Source organism: Adlercreutzia sp. DFI.6.23 (genome assembly GCF_024462535.1).
GTDB lineage: Bacteria > Actinomycetota > Coriobacteriia > Coriobacteriales > Eggerthellaceae > Adlercreutzia > Adlercreutzia rubneri.
On sequence record NZ_JANGBP010000388.1, the window covers coordinates 1 to 311 of the forward strand.

The following is a 311-nucleotide window of genomic DNA, read 5'->3' on the forward strand; positions in this document are numbered from 1 at the left end:
ATGAGGACAGGTTCTTCCGTCTCACGTACTGGTACCTGTCGAAGAAGTTCGCCATCGAGAACATGATGGGCGGGTACGTCCACAAGGACGAGGTGTTGAAGGATGGCACGCCCGCCCGCGACCACATGCACGTGCCGTTCACGCCCATCCTAGATGGACGGTTCAACTACAAGCCGTTGTGCCCCCGCAGCTTCTACCAGAGCATGCTGAAGGAGCTTGGGGATTACCTAGAGGGGCGCATGGGCTACCGCCCTGCAATCGAGCTTGACGAGGAGACGCGGGCGCAGCGTGTTTACACGGACAAGTCCGTG

Annotated in this window: 1 protein-coding gene; it reads left to right on the plus strand. The window is 59.5% G+C overall.

Annotation, left to right across the window (positions count from 1 at the left end; translation table 11 throughout):
- A partial coding sequence (locus NE591_RS13835) for a plasmid recombination protein (protein ID WP_256156931.1) occupies positions 1-311 on the plus strand: 311 nt, incomplete at both ends.